This window comes from Microbulbifer sp. TB1203 (assembly GCF_030997045.1).
Classification (GTDB): Bacteria; Pseudomonadota; Gammaproteobacteria; order Pseudomonadales; family Cellvibrionaceae; genus Microbulbifer.
In genome coordinates this window covers 1,730,784-1,754,219 of sequence record NZ_CP116899.1, presented here as the reverse complement: position 1 = coordinate 1,754,219, position 23,436 = coordinate 1,730,784, and the positions used below count along the sequence as shown (strand labels likewise).

Here is a 23,436-nt window from a genome sequence, read left to right as displayed (position 1 = left end):
CACGTTATGGATTGCGCAAGTAATCTATGATGCCAATATTTTGTTGGCGAAGTTCACTAACGATCATTTGCGCAAACAATTCCGCTCCCATTTCATTAGAGTGAGTCCTATCGTTATCGACAAAATAGGCCTGTGCCGCGGAGCGGCCGATACGTTCCGCCCATTCACTGGAAAGCTTCATCAGGTCGATCAAAGGCACGTTTTGCGCGTTTGCCACGCCGATAAGTTCATTGCGGATGTTCAGGTCACCCCAGATATGCTGCGCGGATAATGGATCGCCAGTGTTGCGTATCATCGGGGTGATCAGTATCGGATTTGCACCTTTACTGCGAATGGCGGTCACCATATTCGTGATCCTCGATCGATAGAGCGACCCGGAGGTGGTTTTATCGTTATGGCCCAGTTGGATCATCACCCAATCACCGGGGTTCAATCGGGCATTAATCCTGTTCCACAAGCCGCCCCCGTCGGTCCTGAATGCCGCGGTGCCTTCACCGGAATCCGCGTAATTGGAAATGGATATGTCATTTCCAAAATAAGCCGGGATAAACTGGCCCCATCCGGTATATCGGGATTCGGCCGGCGCCCACAGTTGGGGTAGCTGATCGGCGACGGTCGAGTCCCCGGCAATAAATAACGTTCTCGGGCTGGTCACCGGGCTGGCGCTTAATGCAGTCAAGGCTCCGGTACCCTTGGTAATGCGCAGATTCAATCCCGATGTACCATGGTCCGACTGGTAGGGCTCGCCCTCCGGATCTCGGACATCCACCAGAAAATCCACGCAACGGTCGGCGGAAGCGCTTTGTTGGGGCGAAGTAAACATTCGCCGCCGGGATTCGGCGAAGACTTCGAGGTCGCCACTGTATCCGGTATCAAACCTCATGGCCACACGGTAGCTGCCAACACCGCCGCCCAGGAGGCATACGGCCGGATCGCCGCTGCAGGATAACAGCGAATCACCATCTCCATTCATGTCATTACATGAATCCGGGACAGCATTACACGCCCCGGGATTTAAGCCACTACCGACAAGCGTCAGGGAATCGACATTGGGCAGACCGTCGGCGGTTTGCGGCACCAGACGTATGGTGTTTTCACCTGCCTGCAGCGCAACGGTAATGCTTTCATTGGCCCAGTTTGTCCACGAATCGGTTGAATTAAAATTGACGGTGCCTGCTACGAAACCATTTACCTCGATGCTGGCCGGGCGATTACTGGCAGACGCAAATCGAACATCCAACGTCGCGCTGGTCGCGTGGTCCGCATCCACACTGTAATCCACGCTCGCACCGAGTGAATTGTCGGCATTGGCAAATCCACTGCCGGTAAAACCGGCATGGTTGTTGTCTATCGTGCCGTCCACACCGCAGAAGCCGGTAGTGTTTTCCTCTATTAGGGTTTCCGTGCTTCCGCCGCTCTCCACTGTCACAGGGAAATCCAGTGTGCTTTGAGCGCCACAGCTGTTGATATAGGTTGCCGTTGCCGTGCACGAGGAGACCAGCGACACAGTTTGCTCCCGCAGGGAACCGGACGTGCCGCAGCCGCTCCAGCTCCAGGAGCCGGAAACCGGGTGAGGGCCGAATTGCAAGGTACTGCCGGCGGAGATGGTAACTTCGGCAGTCTGCTGCCAATCGCCGCCGTCCACACGGAGATATGGTGTGATCGCCGTCGGAGTACACCCGCCGCTCGACGAACTACTGCTGGAAGTGGACGACGAACTGGAAGACGTGCTGCTCGATGATGAATTGGAGCCGGCTCCACCGTCGCCGCTGACGGCTACACTTACTGCCGACAGGTTGCCCGGTGCCGCAGTGAACCCAAAGGCAGTGGAATCGCCTGGTGCGATGTCGGCATTCCAGCCCGTTGGCCCAATCACGAAGTGTCCGCCGCTGCTGGATTGCAGCTCGCCGTTCCAGATGCTGCCGATTTCAACGGCCATGTCGAACTCGGCTGTCCAGTTGGATAGGGTGGTAGTACCGTCGTTGGTGACGGTCACCTCGGCCTGGAATCCCGAGCCCCAGTCATTGACGATTGTCATGGAACCCTGCGCAGCGAAAGCCGGCGAAAATACGAGATACAACAGTACCGACAACAGGTATGTTTTTGTGCTGGTCATTTGATAATCCCTCGCTTCAGAGCGGCTCGAGCAGTGTGCAGAGGCACCATCTGAACCCCCCGTAACTTGTTAACTTCCGTATTGATACTGCGGCCGTTATCTCCGCATGGAGGCGCTTCGGCCGATAAATGCCTCTGAAAAACACCGCGCTGGGGTCCGGCAGTACCCGGCATCCCATTCCACTACTCGTACGTTCTGGTGACCGCGTTCAGTCAACCGCCGCCACCATTCGCTACGCTGTAAAACCGCTTCCAGGAAATCCTCTTTAGATTTCTCTGTCAGCGCCTTAGCCACCCAGTGAGGTCCGAAACAGGACCGCTTGCAGCACAGAGATAATGCCCGTAAGACACAGGTGAGAGGGGAAAAAGAAAAGCAAGATGGGAAATACTGATCGCTGAATTGTGACGGATATCACTTTCTGAGTGCGGCTGTGAAATGTGGATATTTGGCGGCAGTTCCCTCCTGCGGAGGCCGCCACCTGACTTCTCTGTCATCGCTCTCAACCATCTCTTTTTATATTCTCACCCTGGAGGCAGGGCAAAACTGTTATTTATAATATAAATTAAATGGTATTGTCAGCGATAGGGGCATAATGCTGTCGTCCAACTTTGATCCGGAACAAATATTTTTACCAGGTTTAGAGGCAGATGACACAATCTTTTACTTATTGGAGCTGACTGCGGGGCAAAGCTCGTCTTTAGGTCGGAGAAGGACCGCGCAGGTGTCGCAATATTCATTGTTTCGGTGCGCCAGTGGAAAAATCAAGTCATCACCTGGAGGGTCACAGAGGCAGGAACTGAATGGCACTACACTAAGTTATCTTATTGCCATCCTTTACATTCTGAATGCAGCGTGTTAGATCAAACCCTTTGAAATTATCCCTTCGTGGCCTCGTCCTTCGTCTTCATTACCCCCCAGACTCTAATCGATAGCTTATCCGCTGAGGGAATTAGTTTCTCGGAACACAAGCACCTTCTGTGCGAAAACGCTAGCGCAGCGAGCCGCACAAAAGGTACCTGTAGTAGCCGTCCCATGGAATAAAATGCTAGGTGTTAGGCTCTAGAAGCTCGAAGCCGTAGGAATTATCAATGGCGCACAACCACTTTCCGTTGTTGTCTTTGATATAGACATAAATGGCATCACGCTCCTTTGAATAATCCGAATCAAGCTTTTTGGGTGACTCTATAAAAGATTTAGCAAGTACTAAAGCGATATCACCAGCTTCGATTATAACCATCTCTCCCTGTGAGACTTCTAAGCTGTCATTGAAATATTCGGAGATTTTTTGGTGCGCCTCTCGAATTTCTCTTCGGCCATTAGCTAAAAGTCCAGGCCTTACAACCAAGGCAGCATGCTTAGTATAAAATTCTGACGATTGCATCAAAATCTCTAGTATTGATGGCTTGGTCAGCTTGGTGGATCTCTTGCTTTATTGGATGGTTTGTCATATTGCCTCCTTTGGCTTTAGTTGAACCCCGGAGGCAGAAACAAAAAAACCCGCCTCTAGGGCGGGTTTTGTAATCAATCACACGTCAGCAAACCCACCATTCGTTTTGAATGATGAAAATAATTTGCTCAAATTTGACCGATTTAGTATTCATTTTTGTAATGCTGGCCTACTTTGAAAAATATGTCAACTGTGAGTTTACTGCTTAACACATTTGTATAGTGACCATGGAGGCCAATATCTCTTGCCTCATATCTCAATTGGTATTTGGGCAAGAATGCCTAGGAAGCCCCATCCCGTCAAGCCTGAAGATAAAGTAGTACGTTTGTCCACATTGTTCGGGCGTAGCGCCAAGCTTGGCCACCAAGCGCCCCTCGGATAGCTCAAACTATTTGAAATGGCTCGCTTACTATTATTACGCGCTATCGCTCTCAAATTTTGTCTATATCCAGAAGCTGCCGAGTAAAGCGAGATAAACCCACAAATAGAGCAAAAAAATACCAAAATATAAAAGAGCATTGGCTGCTCATGAACTGTCAACAAAACTTCTTTTGGCCTGAAATCTCCTTTAAGAAGAAACTTCCCATCAAGCAATAACCATGGAACTACGCCAAAGAAAAGGATCAAACTGATGACAAGATTGATAATTGGTGGCTGGCTGGCCTGTCTCTTCTTTCCAAATTGTAGTAATGCTTTGATTTTCATTCTCTAAATTACTAATCTATCACGTATAGTAAGCTGTTCCCTGGAACGATCCGTTATGTCGATGATGGCACTAGCCAAACTATCACTCCCAGTACTCAATAATTTTAGAAACCTCATTACCTTCAAATTCAAAAACTGATAGATGAATCTTTCCGCTGGCAACCTCAAGCCTTTCTACAGCTGCGGCACCGAATCCAGGTAAAATCCTCAATATTTTGTATCTTCCTTCAGTAAGCTTGTAGTGCTTGGTAGTAATATATTTCGCAGCATTGCCGTAGAGTTCTTTTCTGGTGTAGGTGCCACCATAAACTTTATGCACATAAACGAAATATTCCGTATACATATTAAACAACTTATCTAAATCATTGATGGATGCAGTGGAAAGCATTGCTCTATTTTGTGCTTCATTTACAGCCTTGACTGCATTCTCAAGATCGATAGAAGAAGGAGTTTTAGCTCCACAACCTCCCGAAATGCTGAGCATCAGGAAAACAGAAAAAATGCGCAGTTTGTTCATGAATAATTCCTTTTTATTACTGCAATGCGATAGACATGACGTCGCAGTCATGCGTTTGTCGCGCGGATTGCTGGTCTATATCCATATGTCATTAGTCGCTGTACGTTCACTAACATCTCCGTCACCAGTATTTAAGACGCCTTGCGGTTCAATTAATAGCATTTTGACTTCTTTTTCGGCATAGGGCTTATGGGCCACACCCGAATGGCACTGACTTAAGCGTAAGTTATTGAGTGTGCGGCACATTTTATGCGGCCAGCCCCATCCGCTGCTTTGGAGGGTGCCCATGTTTTCTCACATACGCCCTCGCTTGTTCTCGCGGCAGCATCAGGAGCGAATAAGGCTTTGGTCGTCGCTTTATCGCTCGTGGCTCAATCCTGCCAGGTCGGTTACCGACGATATTTTTTGCAATCATATGCAACAGCACTAACAACTTCTCATTGTCGCTGATATCAAAAGAGCGCTGACGGCATGCCTGCCACAGCTGTAGACAGTGCTTGAAGCTCAGTTGGCGAGGAAGAATTTCTGATAGGGATGCCGCCTCAGCCATTATTGTTCTGATCAGATTGTGCGCCAGAAAATAGACCCAGATTTCCTTGATGACCATGTCTGGAGTCTTACAGCTTAAAATTTCCATGCCGAGTGTGGTCTTTATGTTGCGAAAATCAAGCTCAATATGCCAGCGGCTTTTGTATAAATCCTTTATTGCTTTCCTTGGTGCATCGCCTTCAGAGAGAAAGGTTGTAACCAAAATTTTTCCGCCGACCTTGATCTCACGCATAGTAACGGAGTCCGGCGCAGCACGATAGGAATCTTCTGTCATCCAATTCGGTTTTTGCTTCGGCTTACAATAAGTGACCAAGTGATCTTTTGGGCCAAGCCTTTTTCCTTTACGAAAGTCAGTCAACTTTTTACGCATCCCATTTTGTTCAAAGATGCAGTCAACTCCCTTCGATACAAGCTCTGCAAGCAGGAAATAGCTGGGATAACAAGCGTCTCCTATGGCAACATCACCTTCCTCAAAGCAACCGATTATCGACCGTAGAAGCGACTGTTCTCCGCTTCCCTTGCCGCGATAAGGACCTATGCCAGCATCCAAAATGGTCCCGCTGCCCAGGCATACAACTCCGACGATACGACAGATCGGAAAACCAAGCCCTGGGGCTTGGGCCTGCTGCTGGGGGAAAACCTTTTGGTTTTCCACTGTGTCCGGCATTGTCGTCGTAGTTCCATCTATCAGTTTCACTGGCCGTCCTCGCCATTTCCAGTGATCAGAGGCCGTAGCGCTTGTCAGCTTACCGGTGAACCGAACCAGTTCGGAAATCATTTCTAGTGGCAACCTCTTGCGGGCTTTACAGTAGGCACTGGTACCGGTGCTGATCGGGGGTAAGTCGCCAGTGAGGCGCGCTATGGCAGCTTGATTGACAATATTCTGGCAGGAGCGATCGGCATGCATCGCTTGCGCCAGGAACATGGAAAGTGTTTCTGTGGGCGGAAAGGTTCGTTCACGATGATCTGGAAGCAGCCCTTCAACAATCTCGAACAGTTCCTTGCTTGTCAGTAAATTGAAGAAATCGTAGGAATTGGTACGCTCTGCGCATTTCTTGATCCGACACCGTTGAATGCTGGCATGTTTCTTATTAGGATGCATGTAGGCTGGTCCTCCGTGATTAGCGTTTTGTTTGGTCGCAATTAGCTTATCACGGAACCAGCCTTTCTTTATACTTTTCAAACACTTACGCTTAAGTCAGTGCCATTCGGGCCACACCCTTGGGTACAACAAACATCTCCCCTGCTGACAAATTTACACACCCATCTCTAAAATCAATACGAAGATTCCCTTCCAGCACTATAAAGGTCTCGTCAGTATCTTTATGATCGTGCCATACGAAATCACCTTCAATCTTCACTATCTTGAGTTGATAGTCGTTCATCTCAGCAATTACTTTTGGCGACCATTGTTCATCAAATAGGCTCAGTTTATCTTCAAAATTTATTGGTTTGTATTTCATGTTATCCTCGTGTCGTACAACGGCTCAATCATTCGCCGCGTTAGCTGCTGCATTGACTCGGTTATGTGATTCCATTGTTCTAATTTCTTTCTGCAATTGTTCAATATAATCCGTCATTGAATGATCAGATGATGATTTGGAAAATGGGACTTTAAGAGCATTTTAAAAGCCCAACATTCGTAGATAAGCTATCTTTTTGCAACCAAATCTCAGTGCCAACATGTTTACAAAAAAATGGAGGGGTAAAAGGAACCGCATCCGCATTGTTCACTACCCGAATCGTTTTTTCGGCTAAATTTCCATAGAACTCTTTGAATCTACTCAAACCTACAGCTGGAGATCCAAATGTTATTACATGTTCCAGGTTAGAGTGCATTTCATCTGGGAACAAACTCCGAAACTTAGCCGCGAACAAAACTGCAAGAGCCCCGCCAAGTGAATGCCCAGTTATTACTAGCTTTCTATCTAATAGTTCGTATTCTTTAAGGTAGTCAACAATTGCATCAAGGCTACGTAATTCAGTAGTCTTATCTCCATAATCTAATGTTCTTTGGAATCCTCTATGAACAAATACATTGGGTGCTTCTGGACAATCTCGCAATAGAACAGGAAAAGCTTTTAAATTGGCAATAGCCCAATCTACACACTCACTCGTCCCTCTGAAGGAAATAACAACCGTATCTCTGTTACAAAAAAATCGGCAGTATCCACGGCCAAAGGAACCATGAATTATTTTTTGATGTTCAAATGGAATATCCCTATAGCTATAGATGTTATGACGGATTGGACCTGCATAAGTAGCTTTACTAATTCGCGCTAGCTCCCAACATTTTTTTAGTATTTCAATGTTAAGCATAGAGCTTTCCTAGCACATAACGTTTGGCATGAGCGCAGCCGGTCGGGCATCTGCTCGATGGAAGGGTTAAGCGCCTGCATGCCTACTGCTGAGCCCTGAGCATTGAAGCCATCTTCTGATGGATCAAGTTGATTGCTTTGAGCGGCCGAATCAGAACCTTGAACTCTACGATCCTTCCATCATCGTTCCACTTGATCATGTCCACACCGTTGACCGTGATCTCTTCAAGTTCTACCTGAAACTCCAACACGGCGTCTCGTGGGCCGACGACTTCTCGAACGTACTTGAAGGTTTCATTGAAGAAGACGTGGAGCGCGACAGCAAGGTATTGAGCGGTGATTGCTTTGCCGGCCTGAGGCCTATGAACCACGGGTGAGTAGAAAACCACGTCTTCTGGTAACCGTTCATTGTAGGGCGTCATTCACCACGGCAATCTGAAACACTATTCTGGCCACCGTCAACAACACGGAGGCCAACTATGAATTCTACAAATACCCACACCCCACGCCCGCGTCGATCCGCGGAGCAATGGCAATCACTCATCGACGAATGGCAAGTCAGCGGTATGCCCGCCACGCAGTTTTGCACCGAGCGTACGATCGGCTATGCCAGTTTCTGCCAGTGGCGCAAACGTCTGGCCACACCGGATCTGAATATTGTGCAAGACCGGAAAGCAGAACCTGACTTTATCGATCTCGCCACGCTGAACGTTGGTTCATCCTCAGGCTGGGAGATCGTACTGAGCCTCGGTAATGGCGTTGAGCTGAAGCTGAGTCAGAGCTAATGTTCTCGGTAGGAACCCGCGCGAGGATCCTGCTGTGCACCGAGCCCACGGATATGCGCAAATCCTTCGGTGGGCTATCGGCGCTGGCCAAAAACCAGCTCGATGAAAACCCGCTCGAAGGTCAGTACTTCGTCTTTATCAACCGCCGCAAAACCATGATGAAGGTGCTGTACTTCGAGCCCTCCGGCTACTGCCTGTGGAACAAGCGCCTGGAGCAGGGCCAGTTCCCTGTGCGCTCTTCAGCATCGGGGAGACGCTGGCTGAGCTGGTCCGACCTGCAGCTGATCCTCGACGGGATCGAGGTGCAAAAATCCCGGCAATTGAAGCGCTATAAACACAATCCATAGTGTCATCTTGGTACAATCCACGTCATGAAACGCGCTGACAAATCCGAAGACATCTTCTCCGAAGAGGCCCGCCAGGACCACGCACTCCTGTCTGCAGAGCAGCAGGAGAACGCGCGTCTGCGCGAAGAAAATGCGCAGCTGAAGAAGCGGCTCGACTGGTTCAATAAACAGCTCTTTGGCCAGAAGTCGGAAAGACGTCTGGCGGAAGCCAATCCTCATCAGCCCTCCCTGCTGGGCGCGGCTACTGAGTCCGCCCCCGTCGAAGGTGAGAAGATCACCATCACCTACCAGCGCGGCAAGGCGCCCAAGCAACGCGGTGAAGATTGCGTCAATGACAGCGGCCTGCGCTTCGGCCCGGACGTTCCGGTGCAGGTCATCGAACAGACACCGCCGGAGCTTATAGGCCCTGAAGCAGATCAATTTGAAGTGATCGGCACCAAAACCACCCACCGCCTGGCCCAGCAACCGGCCAGTTACGTGGTGCAGGAATATCGGCGCCCGATCTTGAAGCGCAAAGGCGAGGACAAGCCACTGCCCAGCCCGGCACCGGCCAATGTCCTTGAGAAGAGCATCGCCGACGTCAGCTTCCTGGTGGGCATGCTAGTGGACAAGTTCCAGTACCACCTGCCGCTGTACCGCCAGCACCAGCGCCTCACTCAGGCGGGTGTAACCCTGAGTCGCGCCACTCTCACCAACTTGTGCAGGCGTTCCATCGAGCTGCTACGCCCCATCGCGGCGGCACAGCTCCTCAGTATCCTGCAAAGCCGGGTGCTGGCTATGGATGAAACCCCGATCAAGGCCGGCAAGAGCGGCAAATCCAGTGCCGGCCCCGGAAAAATGAAACAGGGCTACTTCTGGCCTCTGTACGGGGAACGCGACGAAGTGGCCTTTACCTTCAGCGCCAGCCGCGGGCGCGCGCATATCGAGAAAATCCTCAAAACGGACTTTACCGGCACGCTGCTGAGTGACGGCTACACCGCCTATGCGCGCTTTGTCGAAGAGAATACCGGCATCACCCACGCCCAATGCTGGGTGCACAGCCGTCGCTATTTTATCGATGCAGAACAGCAAGAACCGCAGGCAGTTCGTTACGCCCTGGACCACATTGCCCGTCTGTACAAGATTGAAGAGGAAATTGCCAAGGCAGGCTTCACTGGCGACAAGAAGCGTAGCTACCGGCTCGCCCACAGCAAACCGGTAGTGGATCAGTTCTTCCAGTGGTGTCAGGCCCAAATACAGCGCACAGACCTGATTCCCTCCGACCCGCTCACCAGAGCACTCGGCTATGTGATCCAGAGAGAGCAAAAGCTCAGAGTGTTCCAGGAGGACCCGGATTTACCCCTGGACACCAATCACCTGGAGCGCGCCCTGCGTCCGATTCCAATGGGCAGGAAGAACTGGATGTTCTGCTGGACCGAGCTAGGCGCGGAGCATGTGGGCATCATCCAGAGCCTGATTACCACCTGCAAGCTGCACGATATCAATCCGTACACGTATCTCACGGATGTGCTCCTTCGAGTTGGCCAGCATCCGGCCAGAGAAGTTGCAGATCTGACACCGCGAATGTGGAAGGAAAAGTTTGCAAGCAATCCCTTGCGATCAGACATCTACCGCTGGGGCAATGACGTCTTAGAATGAGCGGTTACGTCTTCTGCGAGGAGTGCATTGAGGCCCTTCGCATTTCGTGACGCCACAAGTTCGTGCCATGTGGACAGTGTGTCGATAGTCATGTGCTTCCTCTTGGTGAGATTTGTATTGAGGTGCCTAACGATTCTGAAAAATCAGCGCTTCCAGCCATATTATTGGCAGATACTTGTTCGTTATTTAAACACAGCCCTTTCGATATAGTCATCTATCCCGGAAGAGGACCAGTGCACCAGCCGTTTCTGGGAAGGCCGCTTCAAGTCCCAAGCGTTGCTGGACGAGCGGGCGCTGGTGGCTTGTCTGGCCTATGTGGACCTGAACCCGATTCGTGCGCAAATGGCGGAGACTCCGGAGGAATCCGCGCACACATCGGTCAAGCGGGGCATCGCAGCCGCCAAGCAAGGTGAGCAACCACTGTCACTCTTCCCTTTCACCGGTAATCCGCGAGAGCTCATGCCCGAGGGCATACCCCCGCGGCTCGAGGACTACCTGGCGCTGGTGGACTGGACCGGAAGCGCTCTTCGCGAGGACAAACGTGGAGCCATTTCCGACCGCCTACCACCCTCTGGAGCGGTTGCAAATCGACCCGAGAGACTGGCTCTACCTGAGCCGGAACTTCGAAAGCCGCTTTAGGTCTCTGGTTGGCTCCGCCCAAGCGATACGCGCCGCCTGCGAACAGCTCGGTAAACGCTGGGCGCAGGGAGTTCGTGAGTGTGAGCGATTTTCTCTCCGTCGCCCACATCCTGACTCTTTGCCTTCCTCTTAAAGAGCACCGTCGCAGCTCAACTGCGGGGGTTTCTTTGACCTTAAGCGGTTGATTGGGGCTCACTTCCACCCTATATTGCCAATAAAACTTCCGCTAACGTTCGAAAGATTTTTCAATACTCAACATCATCGGAATACCTTCCGATTTTTCTATTTATGGCTGTCCTTTTTTATTAATCCGGTAGTTAAGCATTTATAGGTTGTGTGTCAGTGTGATCTATAAATGCTTAACTGTTATGATGAACCCATAATTATTCTTTTCCAAAGACTCAAAATCCGCAGCGCAGACAAAATTGGAGTGCAGTGGAAATTTGATGCAAATGCCTAAGATTATTATGTGGGTTTATAGCCCGCACACAGCGGGCACAGTATAAGTGGTAGAGGCAGGGAGTTCATGAGGCTAATATTCCCCAAATTTATCTTTGAATAACTTGGATATATTTGATTCGATACCTTTCAAATTTTCTGCATCATTAAGAAGATCTGATAGGGTATCTTCATCTACTGAATCCTCATCAAGGTTTTCTATGTATTTAATGTAGTGACGGAGAGAGTCCAATATTAGTGTTAAATCTGTATATGGGAGTTTCAAGTTCAAAGTTTCCATAATCCTTCCCTCAGCTTATTTTCTGTGCGTGTTCTCTAACTTGATCCATTAATGAATGAAATTCGCTCAACTTCATTGTTCTGGATGGTGCCAGCATGAAGTGATTTTCATGGCCAGGACGTTTGTCAATTACCAATTTTACCCCGTTAGGCAAGGGGGTTCCTTTGCGTATTTTCCATGCGTTCTTTCTGCCTGCAGGAACTGATGAAAAGGCACTTACTCCATTGCCATCGGCAACAATATACTTGATACCATTTCGATCTTGTATCATTGCATCTTTCATTGGACGAATGTTGTCGAATCTTGGACTTTGAGAATTTCCAAATCGATACAGATCAAGAAACAATTCGGTATAATCTGTGATGTATATTTCTTCCGGTGTTAACATCGTCTCCCTCCGATAGAGCGATTTCTATAAGAAATAACTTTCTAAAAAAAATAAAGATTAAATTCAAGTTCCATGGTGAATATTGGATTAACTCTTTACTATTCTTTCTTCTCAGTTACAAGAGTGTTGCGTTCCTTCATTTTATCATCTTCCAATTGACATTTTTCTGCATAGGCTTCTTCATCAAGCAATATTACCGGCACAAGGCAGCTTGACTTGTAAAGAAAAACTTCTCCGGGACTTTCGCTGTCACGATCCAGGAATGTCGTGACTTCTGCCTCTTCTTCAACAAAGTCATGTGAGATGCTGTAGGGGACGTGTTTGTGCACAGTAACCGTAACATCGTGGGCCCCTGAACCTTTCAGGCGCATCTTGCACAGTCCTCTCTTGGCAAGCTCTCTCAACTCTTCTGCGTGTTTTTGGTCCACTGGCATTTCCTCTTTTGTAATCAGACTGCTCTTTTTTAGCAGGCATATAATTGACTTTACTGTCAATTCGGATATTTTATTGAAAAGGCTATCAGGTTTACAAGGTTTTTCAGCGAAGTCGTCCATGCCCGCATCATGGCATACCTGTTTGTAGGAGGAGTTGGATGTAAGGCCCATGATGGGGAAGTATTTTGTTGTTTTGCGAATAATCTGGGTTGCCTCTATGCCGTTCATTTTTGGCATTTCGATGTCCATTAGACAGAGGTCGTATCCGCCGTTGTTCTTTCTTGCGTACTCAATGGTTTCTATGCCATTTGAGGCTATATCGAAATCAAAGCCCCAGCTATTCATTAATTCTGAATTAAGCTTCTGTATAATTGGGCTGTCTTCTGCTATCAATATTCTCATGGTCAATATTTGGTGTAAATAATTATTACTTTTTAACGGGTAACTTGGTGCTCAGATGCTTAGATTAGCAGTCGAGAAAATTGGTGTACAAATTTCGGAAGAAATTTATGCGACGTATTTAATGGCCTGCTGCATCGCACTTGTTGGTTTACTTCGTGTAGTGCCTGTCAAACTCTTTTTGGATGTTTGTTTGCATATTTGGTAGTCACTACTTTCTATAACCTTTTTACCAAAGATTTGATCCATGACATACACGTCTCAATTGCCCAATCTGTTTGCTGAGGATAGAGCTTTGGCATTTCTTCACTACCGGCTCCATGCCCAAATGGGTTTCTGACTTCTGTAAAAAATATCTTAAGACAATCCCTTTCCCAAGCGTTAATGAAGGAGCCATTCTTTTTGCTTCCTAGATTATCGATAAAGCTATGGGCACCCTTCTCACCACTGTGTGTCCATCCCTTTTTATCAGAAATTATTTTTATTGCGCTTTCTAGAGCTCTAGCAGCATAAAAGGCGGGATCTCGCCCACCGCTGTCGCGCAAATCAATAGCTTCTTTCATATCGATATCTACATTCTTCCAAAGTGGATCTTTTGTTATATTCCAAAATCCTTTTTCAATCTGAGATTCTATTAGTTCATCTTCTGATATCTGAATAAAGCTATTATGGTAATTCAATTTATAGTTTGCACGTCTTAAGCGTTCATTCAATTCTTCGACGGAAGCTCTAAAATCATCATTGATTTTATCGTTCATTGCTTGGATAGTTTCTTCCATGCTTCCAGAGATACGAATAACTCCTGGCCTTTTCCTCTGCTCTCTGAGCTTTGCATCTAGCAATTGCTTTGGAAGGTTTGTATTAATTTCTTTGATTTGCTCTTCGCGCTCTCTAAAGGCAAGCTCAATAAAACTTATCCGTTCTTTCATAAAGCGATCTGGAGTGGAATTTCCGTCATATTCGGCACAGACAAAATCCTTGCAGACCTTATCCATAGACCACGAGCCAGACTGTGTATGTGGCTTACCATTCCACATACTCTGGAAGGAGTAATACTTAGGTGAAAGCTCTGAAAGGCCGAGTTCCATACTCAATTTGTCATGTATGGCAGTCCATCGGGCTTTCGCAGTTGAGCTTTCTTTTCCATCTACCCAATAAGGATACAAATGCTCACTTATCATGCGAAAACCTTGAACTATGAAACGTTTCTCAACTTCCCCGAAAGAGTCCCACATGGGAACGCCGATATATCTGTCGACAAAAATATCCGTAAGCATTGTTTACTGTTTAATCTCCTTGCATAGTGACGTATCAAAGTACTAACGCTGGCAGCACCGGTTCCATTGCCGGAGCGACGAAGGAGCGTAGGCAAAGCCGCCCAAGTGACTGCCTTGTATGCTTTATCTCGGTGTGTGATAGAGCATTACTGCCAATTTAACAATCCTATTTCTATCACCATCTAAATGAAATTCATAATTTAGCCACGTTTCTTCTTTCTCATTTACGTATTTAAGGACATTTGGATGATTCAGCGCGGCCTCTTTTGCAATACTCACGACACTGCTGAAATCTTTGTTTGGTACAAACATAATGACAGCCGCTTTAGAATCTCTCCAAGTGAGATACCCTAAAAGTTGGCTTATGGTAGATAGAAAGCTCTTTTCACCTTTCCAGAATTTGCATTCCCCGATAAATACATTTGTACCTTCATGTCTAAGCAGTATGTCAGTTTTGCCTGTTTTGTTGAATGTCTCACCTGTAGCAGAGCCCTCAAAATTTGGCTCTAACATCATTAAGAAATGGTCTCTAAGATGCTCTTCTTCTTTGCCCGCATACAAGCTTGGCAATCTTTCAAATTCCTTGCCGACATCATGGATCAACTGCAAAATGTCATTATAAGTAGATTGATCCAGAGATGGTTCAGGGGTAAACCCAGTCTCCTTTACTTGCGGCTTGCTTAAAACTGTCTTTTTACGTTTCTGTGGCGCTGGAATTGAAAATGTATCCGGCGCTGAAGCAGCCTTTTTGATTGGAACACCTAGCGAAGCTAAAACACCCGAGCTCTTCTTGATCCGCTCTTTTCGCGAGTTAAAGGCTGAGCGGACATGCTGCTCTAATGTTTGATTGAACCTTTCGACCTCAGATCTCACGTTGTCGCATTGCTGCATAATGCTTCGCATATTCGAGTCTTTTTCACGGACTATCTCATCAACATTGTCATTGAAGTTAATTATTTCAAAGCAAAACTCTGTCTTGTTAATTTCAATGTCCATAGACCATAGAATTCTGCTACTAGGAATACAATGTATTAGTTGGATGTTTCCGCTAATGGGAACATGGAATTTGATAACATCCTTTTTGTATGACTTACCAGAATGTACGTAAAATGAACTGGGAAAATACTCCGCAGGGATCATTTGCTCACTTGATGATGCATAAATATCATCTGTGTGAATTTCGATATTCTCTACCGTGGTCTCAGCGATTTTATGAGCGATATAGTCATCTTCATTCACGTTTAAAATATAGTCGTCCTTTTCAGACTCTATTGACCTGACCACATTGCTTTTGGTGGCTTCAAGAAAGTCACGAAGCTCTCTTTCTGCAAAAATCCTACTCTTTCTCATATATACTTATTTCACCATTTGGAAGCTAACGTTTTTATAGTGATCGCAGAGGCCAATATCTCTTGCTCATTCTCAATGGGTACTTTTGGGCAAGAATGCTTCGGAAGCCCCATCCCGTCAAGCCTGAAGATAAAGTGGTACGTTTGTTCTTTTTGATGAAAACGTTCATCGAGCCTCATATCCTTCTTTTTTGCATAGCAAATAACCTGTTGTTTCTATTGGACTTTCAGTCGGTTTTAGCTTGCAGGCAGATATCGGTCTCGGTGATCACTTTTTCAGCTAAGTGGGGAGATGGGAGGGAGAGAAAGGACGTGTTTGGCCCTATGTGAGATGGTCAAAAAATGGCCGGAAATCTTCCGGCCACTTTTTGAGGTTGGTATCAGTAAGTTAAGCGCTGGCTGCAAGCACCTGGGGCTCGACTTCTTCCTGCACTGCCTCGTCAGCTACCGAGGAGCGAATCAGATAGTCAAACGCCCCCAACGCCGCTGTGGCCCCCGCACCCATGGAGATAACAATCTGCTTATAGGGCACGGTGGTGGCATCGCCGGCGGCGTAGACGCCGGAGACGGAGGTGGCTCCGCGCTCGTCGATCAGGATCTCGCCCATGCGGTTGAGTTCCACTTCGCTTTCCTTGAGCCATTCGGTGTTGGGTACCAGACCTATCTGGACGAAGACGCCGGCCAGTTCCAGTTGTTTGCTTTCACCGGTTTCCCGGTCGGTGTAAGCCAAGCCGTTGACCTTGTTGCCATCGCCGAGGATCTCGGTGGTTTGGGCGTTGGTGATAATGTCCAGGTTGTCCATCGATCTGGCCTTGCGCACCAGTACTTCGTCGGCGCGCAGGGTGTCGGCGAATTCCAGTACGGTGACGTGCTTGACGATGCCCGCCAGGTCGATGGCGGCTTCGATACCGGAGTTGCCGCCGCCGATCACCGCCACGTGTTTGCCTTTGAAGAAGGGGCCGTCGCAGTGGGGGCAGTAGGCTACGCCCTTGGTGCGGTACTTTTCTTCTCCGGGCACGCCCAGTTGGCGCCAGCGGGCGCCGGTGGCGAGGACTACGGAGCGGCTGGAGAGGGTGGCGCCGCTCTGCAGTTCCAGTTCCACCTGTTGTTTGCGCGTCAGGTTGGCGACGCGCTGGTCGGTGATTATGTCCACGCCGTATTCCTTGACGTGTTGCTCAAGGCCGGCGGCGAGTTTGGGGCCTTCGGTGTAGGGCACGGAGATAAAGTTCTCGATGCCCACGGTGTCCATTACCTGGCCGCCGAAGCGCTCGGCCACCAGGCCGGTGCGAATGCCTTTGCGCGCGGCGTAGATGGCTGCGGCGGCGCCGGCGGGGCCGCCGCCGACCACCAGCAGGTCGTAGAGTTCTTTTTCATTCAATTCGGCGGCCTTGCGCTCGGCGGCGCCGGTGTCCAGTTTGCCGACGATTTCCTGCAGGGTCATGCGGCCCTGGGCGAAGTGTTCGCCGTTCAGGTAGACCGAGGGGACCGCCATCACCTGGCGCTGCTCCACTTCGTCCTGGAAGAGGGCGCCGTCGATCATTTCGTGGGTGATATTCGGGTTTAAAGTCGCCATCAGGTTCAGCGCCTGGACCACGTCCGGGCAGTTCTGGCAGGACAGCGAGATGTAAGTTTCGAAATGGTATTCGCCCTGGAGATTGCGGATTTGTTCCAGCAGTTCCGGGTCGGCCTTGGACGGGTGGCCGCCGGCCTGGAGCAGGGCGAGTACCAGGGAGGTGAATTCGTGGCCCAGGGGAATGCCGGCGAAGCTGACTCGCGGTTGTTCGCCCGCGGGGGCGACGGCCATGCTGGGTGTGCGTTTGCCGCTGCCGCTATTGAGGGCGATTTTGCTGGAGAGGCTGGCGATTTCTTCGGCCAGGGTTTGCAGCTCTGCGGATTTGGGGCTGCTGTTGCCGGACACACTGATTGCAATCGGATTGACGATATTTTGCAGGTAGGTGTCCAGTTGCTGTTTCAGGTTTGCATCCAACATCGGTGTGTCCTGTGGTTCTTTGGGGTTAAAAAGGACCCGCTTGGGGGCGGGCCAATATGGGGATGGTGGTCCCAATTCACGGTTTCAGTTGGCGGGCCTTTGGCCCGCTTGCCGAGCTGGGGCTCGGCGTTCCCAGGGGCGGGCCTGCGGCCCGTTTGCGGAGCTGGAGCTCCGCGGTCCCGGGGGGCGGGCCTTTCGGCCCGGTTGCCGAGCTGGAGCTCGGCGGTCCCAGGGGGGGCCCTCTCCCCCGGCCCCTCTCCCGCGGGCGGGAGAGGGGAGTAGGGGCGGCTTTAGATTTTGCCGACCAGGTCGAGGGACGGGGCGAGGGTTGCTTCGCCTTCTTTCCATTTGGCCGGGCAGACTTCGCCGGGGTGGGCGGCGACGTATTGGGCGGCTTTGATCTTGCGCAGCAGTTCGCTGGCGTCGCGGCCGATACCGCCGGCGGTGATCTCGACGATCTGGATCTTGCCGTCCGGGTCGATCACGAAGGTGCCGCGGTCGGCGATGCCTTCTTCCTCGATCATCACCCCGAAGTTGCGGCTGATGGTGCCGGTGGGGTCGCCGATCATCGGGTACTGGATCTTGCCGATGGTGTCGGAGGAGTCGTGCCACGCTTTGTGGGTGAAGTGGGTGTCGGTGGATACGGAGTAGATCTCCACGCCCATCTTCTTGAACTCGGCGTAGTTGTCCGCCAGGTCGCCCAGCTCGGTTGGGCACACGAAGGTGAAGTCCGCCGGGTAGAAGAAGACCACGGACCACTTGCCTTTCAGGTCGGCGTCGCTGAGTTCGATAAACTCGCCGTTCAGGTAGGCTTTGGCCTGGAAGGGCTTGAGTTCGGTGTTGATGTAGTGAGACATGATTGCTCCTCGTTGACTGTCTTGGGTTCAGAAGTTGTCTTGGACGAGGGCTATACTATGGGTTGATAGTGATTGATAAAAATAATCTATTCCAATGGGTCTAATAGTCCCAGCTGATCATTCATGAGCAATCCATAGCCAAGGGTCATGGATTGCTTTGCGCCAAACCTTTCCGGATACTCGGCTGCTATGGCCGGGGCCGGTTCCCGGAACAATAAAGAGAAGAGGGGAGAGGGATGCGGCTGATTCGGCTGTTGAAGAATGACCTGGCCCGGGAGACCGCCGATTGGGTGGCGGAGGGGATTGTCAGTCGCGAGCAGGCGGAGCGGATCTGCACCCGCTACGGCACGGACTTCGAGCAGGCGCAGGGGCGCTCCCTGGGCTACAGCGTACTGACGGGCCTCGGCTACCTGTTTATCGGCCTGGCGCTGATCACCCTGATCGGCGCCAACTGGGAGGAGATTCCCCGCGCCCTGCGCATGTGGGGGCTGATCGCGATTACGATGGCCACCCAGGGATTGGCCTTGCGGCGCTATCTGTCAGGGGACGAAGGCGGTGCCACGGGGATCTTCCTGCTGGGCAATCTGTTCTTCGGTGCCTCCATTATCCTGATCGCGCAGATCTACCACCTGGGCGAGCATATGCCGGACGGGGTCTTCTGGTGGGCCCTGGGCTGCCTGCCCTTTGCGGTGCTGCTGCGCAATCCCTGGCTGGCGCTGCAGGCCGGCGTGCTGGCTCTGGTGTGGTTTTTCCTGGAGGTTTCCCTCGGCTTTTACCCGGCGCTCTTCCCTCTATTTATTGCCGCGTTCCTGTGGGTGCTGTGGCGCGGGCGGGAGAGCATTCTGCTGTTGTTGCTGGTGGTGGCCGGTATCGGTTTCTGGACGGAGTATTCGCTGGCGGCCTGGTGGCGGGAGTCGGGTCATTTCGATTTCCGCGCGGAAAACCTGGCGGTGGGCGTGGCCCTGTTTATCGCCCTCTACGCCCTAGGCCACTGGCTGGCTGTGCGCACCTCGGCGGTGGCTCGGGACTACGGCGCGGTGCTGTCGGTCTGGAGCCTGCGCTTCGGGCTGGTGCTGATGCTGGTGTTGAGTTTTGCCGGCCCCTGGGAGGAACTGATCGAGGCGGAGTGGCGCTACTGGCTGCCGATGACGGTGGTGTCGGGCCTGCTTGCCGCCATCGCGCTGGTATTCGCCGCCGGGGGAGGGCGCCTGCGGGCCACCGCGGGGCTGCTGGCTTTCTATTTTCTCTCGCTGCTGGCGGCAATTCTGGTGGGCAATCAGGAGCACGCGGTTTACTTTCAGCTGGTTTACAACGTCGCGCTGATCGGCATGGGTATCTGGCTGATTGTGCGGGGGATTCACAGCGGCATTTCCCATTACTTTTTTCTCGGCGTGGCCGCGATACTGCTGACCGCGTTGATGCGCTATATCGACCTGATCGGTGACTATATCGGCGGTGCGGCGGTCTTTCTGCTGTTCGCGGTATTGCTGCTGGCGGCGGCCAGGTATTGGCGAAGATTCCATTCGCGGGAGGGCGCGGTATGAAAAAGAAAATCGTGATCGGCCTGATCGCCGCCATCGCCTTTCAGTTTGTCGTCCTCTCCGGTATGTATGTGAGCGCGCAGATGCCGCTGTGGACGGGCACCGAAATAAAACTGAAAACCGTGCCGGTGGACCCGCGTTCCCTGTTCCGTGGGAATTACGCCCGGCTGGAATACGAAATTTCCCGGGTGGATGCGAACCTGTTTCCTCCCGGCAAAAGACTGCGCAACGGCGAGGTGGTCTATGTATCCCTGGAGCCGGGGAAAAACGCTCTGTACGAATTCTCCGAAGTGAGCCTGCAAAAACCGCAATCCGGGTTGTTCCTGCGCGGCCGCGTGTCCGACCGGTGGTTTGAAGGGCCGGGGGGATCGGTGCGGATCAAATACGGTATCGAGGCTTTGTTCGCTCCCAAGGAAAAGGCCCTGGCACTGGAAAAGGAACTGGCCGACGGCGGGGTGGCGGTAGTGAAGGTGTCGGGTGGCGGAAAGGCGCGGTTGCAGGGTGTTATTGCCCAGTGAGCGCTGGCGACGGCCGCGCAAGGTGCAATACACCGACTCGAAAACACTCTGTTTCAAATCAAACTTCCGTTGACTCGTCATACCGGCGCAGGAGCCGGGCTTGATCCGGTGGCCGGTATCCAGCCTGGTGGCATCTGGGTTTCAGCCTGCGCCGGAACGACGAAATTTGCGCTGAAGGAGCACCGCGATAGGGCGGTGCTACCTCTGGCTGTCTGCCGTTTAAGTCACAGGGTTATAAGAATCTCATCTCTTTATAGCCAAATTATCCAATTTTCCTTTGTTCATGTATTGCAATCGATTGCAGTGGCGGCTTATAGTGACCTCGGCGATGACAAGCGATCGCCCTTTCTCAGTGAATGCAATCGTTTGCATTGCTTTTGCCCGACAACAAGTGCCCGATAACAACAAGCGCAAAATTTGCACAGCACACAATAAATCCCCTATAAAAACGCGGATGAGAGGGAAGCCTTGATGAAGATAAAGATAAACAAGAAGCCCTTGGCCCGAGCGGTATCCCTGGCGGCGGTCTCCCTGGGTTTCAGTGGCGTCCTGGTCGCCCAGGAGGCGGAACAGCCGATCAATAGCGGCGATATGGTGATGGAGGAAGTCGTCACCACCGGTACTCCTGGCGGTGCCAGTATCCGCAAGCTGGACGCCAGCTTTTCCATCACCACCCTGAACGACGACGAGATCGCCCGCGTGTCCCCCGCCAGCACCGCGGACCTGATGAAGACCATCCCGGGCCTGTGGGTGGAGAGTTCCGGCGGCGTGTCCGGGGCGAATATCGATGTACGCGGCTTCCCCGGCGGTAGCGACGCGCCCTTTGTGACAGTGTCCATGAACGGCATGCCGGTGTACCCGGCCCCGACCCTGTCCTTTATGGAAAACTCCTCGCTGTTCCGGGTGGACGAGACCATCCAGCGGGTGGAAGGCCTGCGCGGCGGCCCCAACCCGGTGTATTCCAACGGCCAGCCGGGCCTGACCACCAACTTTATTCTCAAGGAAGGCACCGAGGAGACCGCCGGCAAACTCAAATATTCCGCCTCCGACTACGACCTGCAGCGGGTGGACGGTCTGCTCACCGGCAAGTTGAGCGACGACGTCTACTACATGATGGGCGGCTACGTCAGCTCTTCGCCGGGCGTGCGCGACGCCGGCTTCAGCGCGGAGGAAGGCCACCAGTTCACCCTGCACCTGACCGCGGAACTGGACAACGGCAAGGCCGGCTTCTACCTGCGCGATACCGACGACCACGGCACCTGGTACCTGCCCGGTGCCTCTTTTCTGCCGGCGGACTACACGCAGGTGGGGCCCAGCAACCGCAATGCGCTGGTACCGGTTTCCCGGCCGGACAACAGTGGCGGATCGGAAACCGTCTGGGAAAGTTACGACATGGGCGAGGGCCGCGGCTGGGACGGCAGCATCGGCGGCGCCTATGTGGAAATGGATCTGGGCAACGGCTGGAGTTTTACCGACCGCTTCGCGCTGACCACCGGCAATGCCGACACCCTGGGCTATGTGCCCGACGGCGGCCCGGTGCGCCTGGACAGCCTTACCGATATCAATGACGACCCCATCACTTCCGCCACCACCGTTTCCGGCGCGGAGGTAGGCGGCGATACCCTGGTGCAGTTGTTCGGCCCCTGGGTGGTGCGCAAGGAGATCGAGGCCAAGAGCAACGACCTGAGCATCGCCAAGCAGTGGGATACCGCCAAGGTCACTTTCGGCTACTACGCTTCCGCCTGGGAAGTGGGCGAGTGGTGGTCTCTGGGCAACCAGAAATATTTTGTGCTGGATCACGACGGCGAGCAGATCGCCAGCACCGGCGCTGCCGGCGAGATCGAGTGCAACGCGCCGGGCGTGGTGACTTGCGGCTGGAGTTACGATGTGGATGCCAGCGGCGATGCGCGTGAGGACGCGTTGTATATTGCCGGTGAATTCTATGTGGGTGATTTTACCTTCGATTTGGGTGTGCGCTCCGCCAATCGCGAGACCAATTATTCGGTGGACGATGGCGCGCGGGACGGTGTGTATAGCATATACAAAGCCGATGAGGACGGCACCGCCTACACCGCCGCGGTGGACTGGGCCTTCGCCGACAATATGGGCACCTTCTTCCGCATCAACTCCGGCTTCAAATTTGCCGACTTCGACGAATACCGTAATTTCGGCGGAAGCTTCCGCGCCGGTTCCGATCTGGTGATCGATATCGACCAGTACGAGTTGGGCTACAAGCTGCAGGATGCAAATTACTCCCTGTTCGCCACTCTCTTTTACAACGAAACCGAGGGGATGCCGGACTGTGTCGTCGGCAGCGGTGTCTGCACCCGCCTGGAAACCGAGGCTCTGGGAGTGGAGCTGGATGGCAAACTCTACTGGGGCGACTTCACCCTTGGCCTGAATGCCACGGTGCAGGAACCTGAAATCACCAGCGGCGAATTCGAGGGCAACCAGGTATTGCGCCAGCCGGAGCACCAGGTGCGCCTGAGCCAGAGCTACGACTGGACGCTGGGCAACGGCGTGGATATGTCCCTCTACGGCGCGGTGAGCCGCATCGGCGACCGATACAGCGACAATGGCAACTCGGTAACCCTGCCCGGTTACACCAAGGTGGACCTGGGGACCATGCTGTACCTCAACGATTTCAGCGTACAACTGGCGGTGAACAATCTCACCGACGAGGAGGGTGCCACCGAGGGCGACCCCCGGGACCCGACCGCGGCCAATGTGCGCTATATCCTGCCGCGCAATATCAAGTTGAGTGTCGCTTACGATTTCTAGTCAGTCTGTTAGCGTGATCTGAGCTTGCCGCACAGTTCCCCCATTGTGCGGCTTTTTTTTGACCGGGAGCGCCGAGCCCCAGGCCCACCAATTACCTATGTA

General features: G+C 51.8%; 21 protein-coding genes. 6 read left to right on the top strand and 15 right to left on the bottom strand.

Features of this window, described 5'->3' with window-relative positions; all coding sequences use genetic code 11:
* Positions 1-4: 4 nt before the first annotated feature.
* The 8 genes from PP263_RS07420 to PP263_RS07385 all read right to left on the bottom strand — a co-directional run bounded on the left by PP263_RS07420 (position 5) and on the right by PP263_RS07385 (position 8,074).
* Positions 5-2,116: a cellulose binding domain-containing protein gene (locus PP263_RS07420; RefSeq protein ID WP_308367746.1), complete on the bottom strand. Its 2,112-nt coding sequence runs from the start codon at positions 2,114-2,116 to the stop codon at positions 5-7.
* Between the two features lie 1,045 nt (positions 2,117-3,161).
* Complete coding sequence (locus PP263_RS07415; RefSeq protein ID WP_308367745.1) at positions 3,162-3,497, bottom strand: DUF4440 domain-containing protein; 336 nt, start codon at positions 3,495-3,497, stop codon at positions 3,162-3,164.
* Positions 3,498-3,812: 315 nt separating this feature from the next.
* The gene (locus tag PP263_RS07410) at positions 3,813-4,268 is read right to left on the bottom strand and encodes a hypothetical protein (RefSeq protein WP_308367744.1); all 456 of its coding nucleotides are present in this window, start codon (positions 4,266-4,268) and stop codon (positions 3,813-3,815) included.
* Between the two features lie 82 nt (positions 4,269-4,350).
* On the bottom strand, positions 4,351-4,785 hold the full coding sequence (locus tag PP263_RS07405; RefSeq protein WP_308367743.1) for a hypothetical protein: 435 nt from the start codon (positions 4,783-4,785) through the stop codon (positions 4,351-4,353).
* Positions 4,786-5,032: 247 nt separating this feature from the next.
* Entirely contained in the window at positions 5,033-6,436 is a 1,404-nt protein-coding gene (locus PP263_RS07400) for an IS4 family transposase (protein ID WP_308368580.1), read from the bottom strand.
* A gap of 91 nt (positions 6,437-6,527) precedes the next feature.
* Complete coding sequence (locus PP263_RS07395) at positions 6,528-6,797, bottom strand: cupin domain-containing protein (protein ID WP_308367742.1); 270 nt, start codon at positions 6,795-6,797, stop codon at positions 6,528-6,530.
* A gap of 151 nt (positions 6,798-6,948) precedes the next feature.
* Complete coding sequence (locus PP263_RS07390; RefSeq protein WP_308367741.1) at positions 6,949-7,653, bottom strand: lipase family protein; 705 nt, start codon at positions 7,651-7,653, stop codon at positions 6,949-6,951.
* Positions 7,654-7,735: 82 nt separating this feature from the next.
* Positions 7,736-8,074 (bottom strand): nuclear transport factor 2 family protein, encoded by a 339-nt coding sequence (locus PP263_RS07385; RefSeq protein WP_308367740.1) that lies wholly within the window; start codon positions 8,072-8,074, stop codon positions 7,736-7,738.
* A 57-nt stretch (positions 8,075-8,131) separates the two neighbouring features.
* On the opposite strand from PP263_RS07385, the gene PP263_RS07380 reads away from it, so the two are divergent.
* The 3 genes from PP263_RS07380 to PP263_RS07370 are packed head-to-tail and all read left to right on the top strand — an operon-like array spanning position 8,132 to position 10,422.
* Complete coding sequence (locus PP263_RS07380) at positions 8,132-8,437, top strand: IS66 family insertion sequence element accessory protein TnpB (RefSeq protein WP_308365343.1); 306 nt, start codon at positions 8,132-8,134, stop codon at positions 8,435-8,437.
* Complete coding sequence (gene tnpB, locus PP263_RS07375) at positions 8,437-8,784, top strand: IS66 family insertion sequence element accessory protein TnpB (protein ID WP_308365342.1); 348 nt, start codon at positions 8,437-8,439, stop codon at positions 8,782-8,784. The genes PP263_RS07380 and tnpB overlap by 1 nt, the downstream gene beginning before the upstream one ends.
* 24 nt (positions 8,785-8,808) lie before the next feature.
* Complete coding sequence (locus tag PP263_RS07370) at positions 8,809-10,422, top strand: IS66 family transposase (RefSeq protein WP_308365341.1); 1,614 nt, start codon at positions 8,809-8,811, stop codon at positions 10,420-10,422.
* A gap of 1,171 nt (positions 10,423-11,593) precedes the next feature.
* Here PP263_RS07370 and PP263_RS07365 read toward each other — a convergent pair.
* The 7 genes from PP263_RS07365 to ahpC all read right to left on the bottom strand — a co-directional run bounded on the left by PP263_RS07365 (position 11,594) and on the right by ahpC (position 18,494).
* On the bottom strand, positions 11,594-11,800 hold the full coding sequence (locus PP263_RS07365; RefSeq protein ID WP_308367739.1) for a hypothetical protein: 207 nt from the start codon (positions 11,798-11,800) through the stop codon (positions 11,594-11,596).
* Between the two features lie 10 nt (positions 11,801-11,810).
* Entirely contained in the window at positions 11,811-12,188 is a 378-nt protein-coding gene (locus tag PP263_RS07360; protein WP_308367738.1) for a hypothetical protein, read from the bottom strand.
* A gap of 98 nt (positions 12,189-12,286) precedes the next feature.
* Positions 12,287-13,024 carry a response regulator gene (locus PP263_RS07355; protein WP_308367737.1) on the bottom strand — a complete coding sequence of 246 codons (738 nt, stop codon included), beginning with the start codon at positions 13,022-13,024 and terminating at the stop codon, positions 12,287-12,289.
* A 215-nt stretch (positions 13,025-13,239) separates the two neighbouring features.
* Positions 13,240-14,298, bottom strand: coding sequence for an AbiJ-NTD4 domain-containing protein (locus PP263_RS07350; protein ID WP_308367736.1), 1,059 nt, complete (start codon positions 14,296-14,298; stop codon positions 13,240-13,242).
* A gap of 123 nt (positions 14,299-14,421) precedes the next feature.
* On the bottom strand, positions 14,422-15,648 hold the full coding sequence (locus tag PP263_RS07345; RefSeq protein WP_308367735.1) for a hypothetical protein: 1,227 nt from the start codon (positions 15,646-15,648) through the stop codon (positions 14,422-14,424).
* A gap of 387 nt (positions 15,649-16,035) precedes the next feature.
* Complete coding sequence (gene ahpF, locus PP263_RS07340) at positions 16,036-17,637, bottom strand: alkyl hydroperoxide reductase subunit F (RefSeq protein ID WP_308367733.1); 1,602 nt, start codon at positions 17,635-17,637, stop codon at positions 16,036-16,038.
* Positions 17,638-17,927: 290 nt separating this feature from the next.
* Entirely contained in the window at positions 17,928-18,494 is a 567-nt protein-coding gene (gene ahpC, locus PP263_RS07335; RefSeq protein ID WP_308367732.1) for an alkyl hydroperoxide reductase subunit C, read from the bottom strand.
* A gap of 236 nt (positions 18,495-18,730) precedes the next feature.
* On the opposite strand from ahpC, the gene PP263_RS07330 reads away from it, so the two are divergent.
* From PP263_RS07330 to PP263_RS07320, 3 genes are all read left to right on the top strand, one after another.
* Positions 18,731-20,038: a DUF2157 domain-containing protein gene (locus PP263_RS07330; protein WP_308367731.1), complete on the top strand. Its 1,308-nt coding sequence runs from the start codon at positions 18,731-18,733 to the stop codon at positions 20,036-20,038.
* Positions 20,035-20,553 carry a GDYXXLXY domain-containing protein gene (locus PP263_RS07325; RefSeq protein WP_308367729.1) on the top strand — a complete coding sequence of 173 codons (519 nt, stop codon included), beginning with the start codon at positions 20,035-20,037 and terminating at the stop codon, positions 20,551-20,553. The genes PP263_RS07330 and PP263_RS07325 overlap by 4 nt, the downstream gene beginning before the upstream one ends.
* A 471-nt stretch (positions 20,554-21,024) precedes the next feature.
* On the top strand, positions 21,025-23,334 hold the full coding sequence (locus tag PP263_RS07320; protein ID WP_308367728.1) for a TonB-dependent receptor: 2,310 nt from the start codon (positions 21,025-21,027) through the stop codon (positions 23,332-23,334).
* Positions 23,335-23,436 lie beyond the last annotated feature (102 nt).

Bases quoted from the DNA above. Each gene is read 5' to 3' on its own strand.
- PP263_RS07355 (WP_308367737.1), bottom strand. From the start codon at position 13,024: ATGAGAATATTGATAGCAGAAGACAGCCCAATTATACAGAAGCTTAAT.
- tnpB (WP_308365342.1), top strand. From the start codon at position 8,437: ATGTTCTCGGTAGGAACCCGCGCGAGGATCCTGCTGTGCACCGAGCCC.
- PP263_RS07400 (WP_308368580.1), bottom strand. From the start codon at position 6,436: ATGCATCCTAATAAGAAACATGCCAGCATTCAACGGTGTCGGATCAAG.
- PP263_RS07380 (WP_308365343.1), top strand. From the start codon at position 8,132: ATGAATTCTACAAATACCCACACCCCACGCCCGCGTCGATCCGCGGAG.
- PP263_RS07385 (WP_308367740.1), bottom strand. From the start codon at position 8,074: ATGACGCCCTACAATGAACGGTTACCAGAAGACGTGGTTTTCTACTCA.
- PP263_RS07365 (WP_308367739.1), bottom strand. From the start codon at position 11,800: ATGGAAACTTTGAACTTGAAACTCCCATATACAGATTTAACACTAATA.
- PP263_RS07350 (WP_308367736.1), bottom strand. From the start codon at position 14,298: ATGCTTACGGATATTTTTGTCGACAGATATATCGGCGTTCCCATGTGG.
- PP263_RS07395 (WP_308367742.1), bottom strand. From the start codon at position 6,797: ATGAAATACAAACCAATAAATTTTGAAGATAAACTGAGCCTATTTGAT.
- ahpF (WP_308367733.1), bottom strand. From the start codon at position 17,637: ATGTTGGATGCAAACCTGAAACAGCAACTGGACACCTACCTGCAAAAT.
- PP263_RS07330 (WP_308367731.1), top strand. From the start codon at position 18,731: ATGCGGCTGATTCGGCTGTTGAAGAATGACCTGGCCCGGGAGACCGCC.
- ahpC (WP_308367732.1), bottom strand. From the start codon at position 18,494: ATGTCTCACTACATCAACACCGAACTCAAGCCCTTCCAGGCCAAAGCC.
- PP263_RS07325 (WP_308367729.1), top strand. From the start codon at position 20,035: ATGAAAAAGAAAATCGTGATCGGCCTGATCGCCGCCATCGCCTTTCAG.
- PP263_RS07410 (WP_308367744.1), bottom strand. From the start codon at position 4,268: ATGAAAATCAAAGCATTACTACAATTTGGAAAGAAGAGACAGGCCAGC.
- PP263_RS07405 (WP_308367743.1), bottom strand. From the start codon at position 4,785: ATGAACAAACTGCGCATTTTTTCTGTTTTCCTGATGCTCAGCATTTCG.
- PP263_RS07345 (WP_308367735.1), bottom strand. From the start codon at position 15,648: ATGAGAAAGAGTAGGATTTTTGCAGAAAGAGAGCTTCGTGACTTTCTT.
- PP263_RS07420 (WP_308367746.1), bottom strand. From the start codon at position 2,116: ATGACCAGCACAAAAACATACCTGTTGTCGGTACTGTTGTATCTCGTA.
- PP263_RS07415 (WP_308367745.1), bottom strand. From the start codon at position 3,497: ATGCAATCGTCAGAATTTTATACTAAGCATGCTGCCTTGGTTGTAAGG.
- PP263_RS07370 (WP_308365341.1), top strand. From the start codon at position 8,809: ATGAAACGCGCTGACAAATCCGAAGACATCTTCTCCGAAGAGGCCCGC.
- PP263_RS07320 (WP_308367728.1), top strand. From the start codon at position 21,025: ATGAAGATAAAGATAAACAAGAAGCCCTTGGCCCGAGCGGTATCCCTG.
- PP263_RS07390 (WP_308367741.1), bottom strand. From the start codon at position 7,653: ATGCTTAACATTGAAATACTAAAAAAATGTTGGGAGCTAGCGCGAATT.
- PP263_RS07360 (WP_308367738.1), bottom strand. From the start codon at position 12,188: ATGTTAACACCGGAAGAAATATACATCACAGATTATACCGAATTGTTT.